This is a genomic window from Glaciecola sp. HTCC2999 (assembly GCF_000155775.1).
Taxonomy (GTDB): Bacteria; Pseudomonadota; Gammaproteobacteria; order Enterobacterales; family Alteromonadaceae; genus Opacimonas.
In genome coordinates this window covers 47,121-53,873 of the sequence record NZ_DS989815.1, presented here as the reverse complement: position 1 = coordinate 53,873, position 6,753 = coordinate 47,121, and the positions used below count along the sequence as shown (strand labels likewise).

Genomic DNA, 6,753 nt, shown 5'->3' with positions numbered 1-6,753 from the left:
TCAACTACTGATGCGTGTTGCTTATCAGGAGTGAGGTTATATACGATGTCAGCTGTTGGGATAAGCTCTTGGTAAGTACCCACAGTAAACCCATTTTCTGATGCGCGCTGGAACGACTCACGTTTTTCGTCGATAGCAGCTTGGCGTAATGCATAAGATACATCTAAACCAGAATCACGCATGTTAAGACCTTGGTTAAGGCCCTGTGCACCACAACCTACGATGACGATTTTCTTGCCTTTCAAGAAATCACAACCTGTTGCAAATTCTTCTCTATCCATAAAACGGCATTGACCTAGTTGGTCAAGCTGAACGCGTAAAGGTAATGTATTAAAATAGTTAGCCATGGTGATTTCTCGTGTTGTTCAAACTAAAATGGGTTCGCTCAGGGTGGAATAATGCACCCATCAAATAATCAGTGACGATTGGTGTGGAATATAAACTAAGATTTATGTGTTGAAAAATGATATATTTGCAAAACTGTGTTGCATTAATTGCAAGATGTTGTTTATATTGATTTTTAGGTGTGTTAATGGATATTAAATCTCTCGCGATGTTCAATCATTTGGCCCAATCACTGCATTTTGGGCAGACCGCGAAAGCGATGTTTGTTACTCCTTCAACACTCAGTCGTGCGATCCAACGGCTAGAACAAGACGCAGGTGCCACACTATTTCAGCGTAATAATCGTAAGGTCTCACTGACGCCAGAAGGACGACTGTTTTTATCGTTTAGTATTGAGACAGTGCAGCAATGGCAATCACTGCAATCACAGTTAGCGCAACAAACACAGTATTTAACGGGTGAGATGAGCGTATACTGCTCGGTCACGGCGGCACATTCACACTTACCTGGTATGCTGAATCAGTTTCGTGCTCAGCACCCTCAGGTCGATATTAAACTGGTGACCGGCGATCCTGCATTATCCATTCAAAAAGTGCTTGATGGACAGGCTGATGTCGCGATATCGATAAAAACACCGCAAATGCATCCTGATATTCGTTTTAAAGCCATTGATGATGTGCCGTTAGTATTAGTCGTGCCTAAGTCGCTAGGGATCAGGCACTTACGTCAAATAAAATGGGATCAGCATCAAATAATCATGCCAGAATCTGGGCCCTCAAAACGCATTGTGCATCATTGGTTTGCTGAGCATAATATTCGACCAAAAGTCTATGCTTCCGTCGGGGGAAATGAAGCGATCGTGAGTATGGTGGCTCTAGGTTTTGGTATCGGAATTGTACCATCGATTGTGCTTGATAATTCCGCACAATCAAACCAAGTGATTGCGATAAACATTGACGATATTGAGTCATATCAGATTGGGTTATGTTGTCATACCCGAAAGCAAGACGAGCCGATGATTAAAGCCATGTTTGAGTTGTAAGTGAGACCGCGTCGGTTCTATCAACAACTGCAGATGTCATTTACACAATTTTTTCATATTGAGTATAGTGGTGCACAAAGCGATCAAATGCGCGTAATTTTAAGGCATCACGAAGATGCTCAAAATCGATGTTCTCTGCAGAATGACAATCGGCGATTGTTCGCGCGACTTTTAAAACGCGCTGGTAGACCCTCGCTGATAACTCCAATTCTTCGATAGCGCGATTAAAAAACTCAGAAGATAATTCGTCTAACTGACAAAACTCTTTGATTTGAGAGGCGTCTAAAGCATCATTCAAACAGCCTTGTCGTGAAATTTGTCGAGCTTGAGTATCAGCGACAGTGGCTTTTAAAGTCGCTGAAGATGTTCGTGATTGAGTGCTTGGAGAGGTTTGGCTAAGTGTACTAAGTTCACTGATGGGCACTTTTTTCACCTCTATTTGAATATCAATGCGGTCTAATAAGGGGCCGGAAACTCTTTGCAAGTATCGAACCGTTTGATCATAGGTACTGCGATTATTATAAATATCACCAGTAGGGCTTGGATTCATTGCTGCAATGAGTTGGAAATGAGCGGGTAGGATGAGGTGATACTGAGCGCGAGCAACGGCAATCGTATTCGCCTCTAAGGGTTGTCTAAGATGGTCTAATGCATGGGCCGAAAACTCCGCCAATTCATCTAAAAATAACACCCCATGATTTGCTAGGGTCATTTCTCCTGGGCAAAACTTCACACCGCCGCCAGTTAACGCAGGGATTGATGAACTATGGTGTGGTTGACGAAATGGTCGTCTGCCCCAGAGCGATGCAACATCTAATCCAGCCACTGAGTGAATGGCTGCATTTTCAATAGCTTGAGTTTGTGTGAGCGGTGGCATGATCGAAGCAATACGTTCTGCGAGCATTGTTTTACCAGAGCCTGGCGCACCGTAGAGGAGTAAATTATGACCGCCAGCTGCAGCGTATAAGCAGGCATTGATTGCGTGAGGTTGACCTAACACATCCCTAAAATCGGCTTCAGTATTGTCGCTGTGAAAATGCCTGGGAGTAGGCTTAGCAGGATTAGAGATAATCGTTGAACCAGCATGAGCGTGATCATTAAAAAATGTGATGATATTTTGTAAATGTGCCGCATAAAATGATTTAAGATGAGGGATGACACTTAATTCGTCTTGATGCTCGGAGCAGGTTATCAAGGACTTAGTCCGTGGTAATGATAACGCCGCAATAAAGGCACCAGCAACCGGACGTAGCTCTCCTGATAGAGCAAGCTCGCCCATAAATTCATAGTGATGTAATTGATTAATTGGGATTTGTCCACTGGCAGCTAAAACGCCCACGGCAATGGCGAGATCAAATCGTGCGCCCTGTTTAGGTAGGTCGGCCGGTGATAAATTGATGGTAATGCGCTTGGGAGGAAAGGTTAGGCCCGAATTCAGAATAGCGCTGCGGACCCGCTCTTTGGCTTCGGAAATGCTACGATGAGGTAAACCTACGACATTAAAAGCCGGTAGCCCTGCGGATATATGGACTTCAATCGTGATGAGAGGCGCTTTAATTCCAATAGCACTGCGCGCATGGATAACGGATAAGGGCATCGTCGCTCCTATGAATGGATAAATGGTATAGGGTTAAGCATAGCCAAAATGGAAGATGAAGAAGATCAGGATATGCAAATTAGGTATAAAACAGGTCATCAGTTCAGGAAAGTGAATCAACTTATCGTAAGGTGACGAATCGCTTGCAATTCTACTTAAAATAAGGCTTACTATAAAAAGAGCGTTCGCTCAATCAGTGACCACATTTAGAGAATATATTGATAAATAATCAATGTATTCACTTACATACCAAACTAAATAGATATCTTTAGTACTATGAACCTGCCCTACCGTAAAGGTAAGTTAAGGTGTATTATCATGGTAACTAATTCCAGTAATTAAACCGTTTATTCGTTTTGAAAAGAGAGATTAATTATGCCTAAACTTCGTTCGGCAACGACTACTCAAGGTCGTAATATGGCTGGTGCACGTGCATTGTGGCGCGCGACTGGAATGAAAGATAGTGATTTTGGGAAACCGATTATTGCGGTAGCCAACTCATTTACTCAATTCGTACCAGGGCATGTGCATTTAAAAGATATGGGGCAACTAGTTGCGCGTAGTATTGAAGCGGCCGGTGGTGTGGCGAAAGAATTCAACACCATTGCCGTTGATGATGGTATTGCGATGGGTCATTCGGGGATGCTTTATAGCTTGCCGTCGCGTGAAATCATTGCTGATTCGGTCGAATATATGGTGAATGCTCATTGTGCTGATGCGATAGTGTGTATTTCTAACTGTGACAAAATCACGCCTGGGATGTTAATGGCTTCAATGCGCTTGAATGTGCCTGTGATTTTTGTTTCAGGTGGTCCGATGGAAGCAGGTAAAACGAAACTCTCTGACCAAATCATCAAACTTGATTTGGTGGATGCAATGGTGGCTGCGGCAGATGATAAAGTCTCCGATGCCGACTCTGATGAAATCGAACGTTCAGCCTGTCCTACCTGTGGATCCTGCTCAGGTATGTTTACCGCGAACTCAATGAACTGCTTAACCGAGGCGCTAGGCTTATCATTGCCTGGCAATGGTTCTTTACTTGCGACACACGCCGACCGTGAGCAGCTATTTATTCGTGCGGGTCAAGAAATCGTGAAATTATGTCAACGCTATTATGGCGATGATGATGAAAGTGCTCTACCTCGTAATATTGCGAACTTCAACGCCTTTGAAAACGCCATGAGTTTGGATATTGCGATGGGTGGGTCGACGAACACCATTTTACATTTATTAGCAGCCGCTATTGAAGGTGAAGTGCCATTTACCATGGATGATATTGATCGTCTTTCTCGTAAAGTGCCTCATTTATGTAAAGTGGCGCCTGCTACACCGCAATACCATATGGAAGATGTCCATCGTGCCGGTGGTGTATTGGGTATTTTGAACGAGTTAAATAAAGCGGGTCTGTTACATGCGGATAATCCACATGTTTTAGGCACCAGCATTGGCGAAGTGATTGCGTCGATGGATATCACTCGTGATAATCCTGAAGCAGACAAATTCTATCGAGCAGGTCCTGCTGGTATCAGAACTACACAAGCGTTCTCGCAAAGCTGTCGCTGGGACGACAGTGATAATGACCGAGAAAAGGGCTGTATTCGTTCCATTGAACATGCGTATAGCCAAGAGGGTGGCTTAGCAGTCTTAACTGGTAATCTCGCCGAGAAAGGTTGTATTGTTAAAACCGCTGGGGTGGATGAATCTATCCACAAATTCACAGGACCTGCACGTATTTATGAATCTCAAGATGACGCAGTGAAAGCGATTTTAAATGATGAAGTAAAAGCGGGTGATGTCGTCGTGATCCGTTATGAAGGCCCTCGCGGTGGTCCAGGTATGCAAGAGATGCTATATCCAACCTCTTACTTGAAATCTAAAGGGTTAGGAAAAGATTGTGCATTGATCACCGACGGTCGTTTCTCTGGAGGCACTTCGGGTCTATCGATTGGGCATTGTTCACCAGAAGCGGCCAGTGGCGGCGGTATCGCCTTAGTCGAAGAGGGTGATCAGATTGCCATTGATATCCCGAATCGTACTATTGACGTGTTGGTATCAGCGGAAGAGCTTGATGCTCGCCGAGTGAAAATGGAAGCGCGCGAGCGTCCATATAAGCCAGTGAACCGTGAACGTAAAGTGTCACTCGCATTACGTCAATTTGCCATGTTAGCGACCAGTGCCGATAAAGGTGCGGTGCGTGATCCATCAAAATTAGAAGATATCTAAATTATGAGCCATGTAAGCGCCAGTGAATATTTAAAGAAGATCCTACTCGCACCTGTCTATGAGGCGGCTGTTAATTCTGATTTTGATTTAATGAATCGGTTATCGGGAGAATTGGGTAATCAGATTTATTTAAAACGAGAAGATCAGCAGCCGGTTAAATCATTTAAATTACGTGGCGCTTATAATCGTATTTGTCAGTTGTCTCAAGCGCAATTGGAAAAAGGAGTGATTGCTGCATCAGCAGGGAACCATGCTCAAGGGATGGCTTACGCGGCGAAGAAGAAACAAATTCATGCCACGATTGTCATGCCGGAAACCACGCCAGATATAAAAGTTGATGCTGTGCGCCGTTTTGGCGGTGAGTGGGTTACTATCGTCCAACACGGAACCAGTTTTGATACCGCATCGCAATTTGCACAGCAGTTGTGTATCGACAAGGGCTTAACCTATATTCCACCGTTTGACGAGCCTGATGTGATTGCTGGTCAAGGAACCATTGCCCGTGAGATGTTAGAACAACAGCCGGATTTGGATACTTTATTCATTGCGGTTGGCGGGGGTGGTTTAGCTGCTGGTATTGCGGTGTATGTTAAACAGCTCAAGCCGGATGTAAAGATCATCGCGGTTGAATCAGCCGAATCTGCGTGTTTAGCCGCTGCATTAGAAGCTGGTGAGCCAGTGATGTTACCGACGGTGGGCATTTTCGCCGATGGTGTCGCAGTCAAGATCATGGGCCAAGAAACGTTTCGTCTTTGTCAGCAATATGTCGATGAAGTCATGACCGTAAGCAATGACGAAATCTGTGCCGCAATCAAAGACATTTTTGATGACACTCGTGTGATTGCAGAGCCTGCAGGGGCACTATCAGTTGCCGCTATACGCAAGTATTGTCAAGCCAATAACATCAAAGGTCAGCATATCGGTGGCATTTTATGTGGTGCGAATATTAATTTTCACACATTGCGTTATGTGTCTGAGCGCTGCGAGTTAGGAGAAGGAAAAGAAGCCGTATTTGCGGTTAAAATTCCTGAGGTTACAGGTTCATTTAAACGTTTTTGTGAAGTGCTTGGCGGTATTAATATCACCGAATTCAACTATCGCTTTGCTAATGCCGAACAGGCTTATGTGTTTGTCGGTGTTAAATTGAAACGTGGTTTAGAAGAATATGCTGAGCTAACCGCTACTTTGGCTCAAAATGGTTATGAAGCTGTAGATTTGTCAAACGATGAGCTTGCTAAATTACACGTGAGACATATGGTGGGTGGAAAACCGCCAGTAGCGATTAAAGAGCGAGTGTTTGGTTTTGAGTTTCCTGAGTATCCTGGCGCATTAATGCACTTTTTGAATACCTTAGGTGAGCGTTACGATATTACCTTGTTCCATTACCGCAACCACGGTGCAGCTGAAGGATTAGTCTTAGTAGGTTTTGATTTACCTGAAGATGCGTCTTTAGATTTTGAAACACACCTTGATGCTCTTGGTTATATCTACCAAGAACATACCGGCAATGCTGCGTATCAATTTTTCTTAGGCAGTCACTAACTGC

The 6,753-nt window shown here is 44.2% G+C and carries 4 protein-coding genes and 1 pseudogene; 3 read left to right on the top strand and 2 right to left on the bottom strand.

Annotated elements, in window-relative coordinates:
• Positions 1 to 347: pseudogene (locus tag G2999_RS12380) on the bottom strand (ketol-acid reductoisomerase); the annotation flags it as partial.
• 185 nt (positions 348 to 532) lie between these two features.
• Between G2999_RS12380 and ilvY the strand changes: the two are divergent.
• Positions 533 to 1,387: an HTH-type transcriptional activator IlvY gene (gene ilvY, locus G2999_RS10625; RefSeq protein ID WP_010181540.1), complete on the top strand. Its 855-nt coding sequence runs from the start codon at positions 533 to 535 to the stop codon at positions 1,385 to 1,387.
• Positions 1,388 to 1,427: 40 nt separating this feature from the next.
• Here ilvY and G2999_RS10620 read toward each other — a convergent pair whose 3' ends face one another.
• Entirely contained in the window at positions 1,428 to 2,984 is a 1,557-nt protein-coding gene (locus G2999_RS10620) for a YifB family Mg chelatase-like AAA ATPase (RefSeq protein WP_010181538.1), read from the bottom strand.
• 375 nt (positions 2,985 to 3,359) lie between these two features.
• Between G2999_RS10620 and ilvD the strand changes: the two genes are divergently transcribed.
• Positions 3,360 to 5,207: a dihydroxy-acid dehydratase gene (gene ilvD / locus G2999_RS10610; protein ID WP_010181536.1), complete on the top strand. Its 1,848-nt coding sequence runs from the start codon at positions 3,360 to 3,362 to the stop codon at positions 5,205 to 5,207.
• Between the two features lie 3 nt (positions 5,208 to 5,210).
• Positions 5,211 to 6,749 carry a threonine ammonia-lyase, biosynthetic gene (ilvA, locus tag G2999_RS10605; protein ID WP_010181534.1) on the top strand — a complete coding sequence of 513 codons (1,539 nt, stop codon included), beginning with the start codon at positions 5,211 to 5,213 and terminating at the stop codon, positions 6,747 to 6,749.
• Positions 6,750 to 6,753 lie beyond the last annotated feature (4 nt).

Coding starts and splice junctions, on each gene's coding strand:
- ilvY (WP_010181540.1), top strand. CDS start 533: ATGGATATTAAATCTCTCGCGATGTTCAATCATTTGGCCCAATCACTG.
- G2999_RS10620 (WP_010181538.1), bottom strand. CDS start 2,984: ATGCCCTTATCCGTTATCCATGCGCGCAGTGCTATTGGAATTAAAGCG.
- ilvD (WP_010181536.1), top strand. CDS start 3,360: ATGCCTAAACTTCGTTCGGCAACGACTACTCAAGGTCGTAATATGGCT.
- ilvA (WP_010181534.1), top strand. CDS start 5,211: ATGAGCCATGTAAGCGCCAGTGAATATTTAAAGAAGATCCTACTCGCA.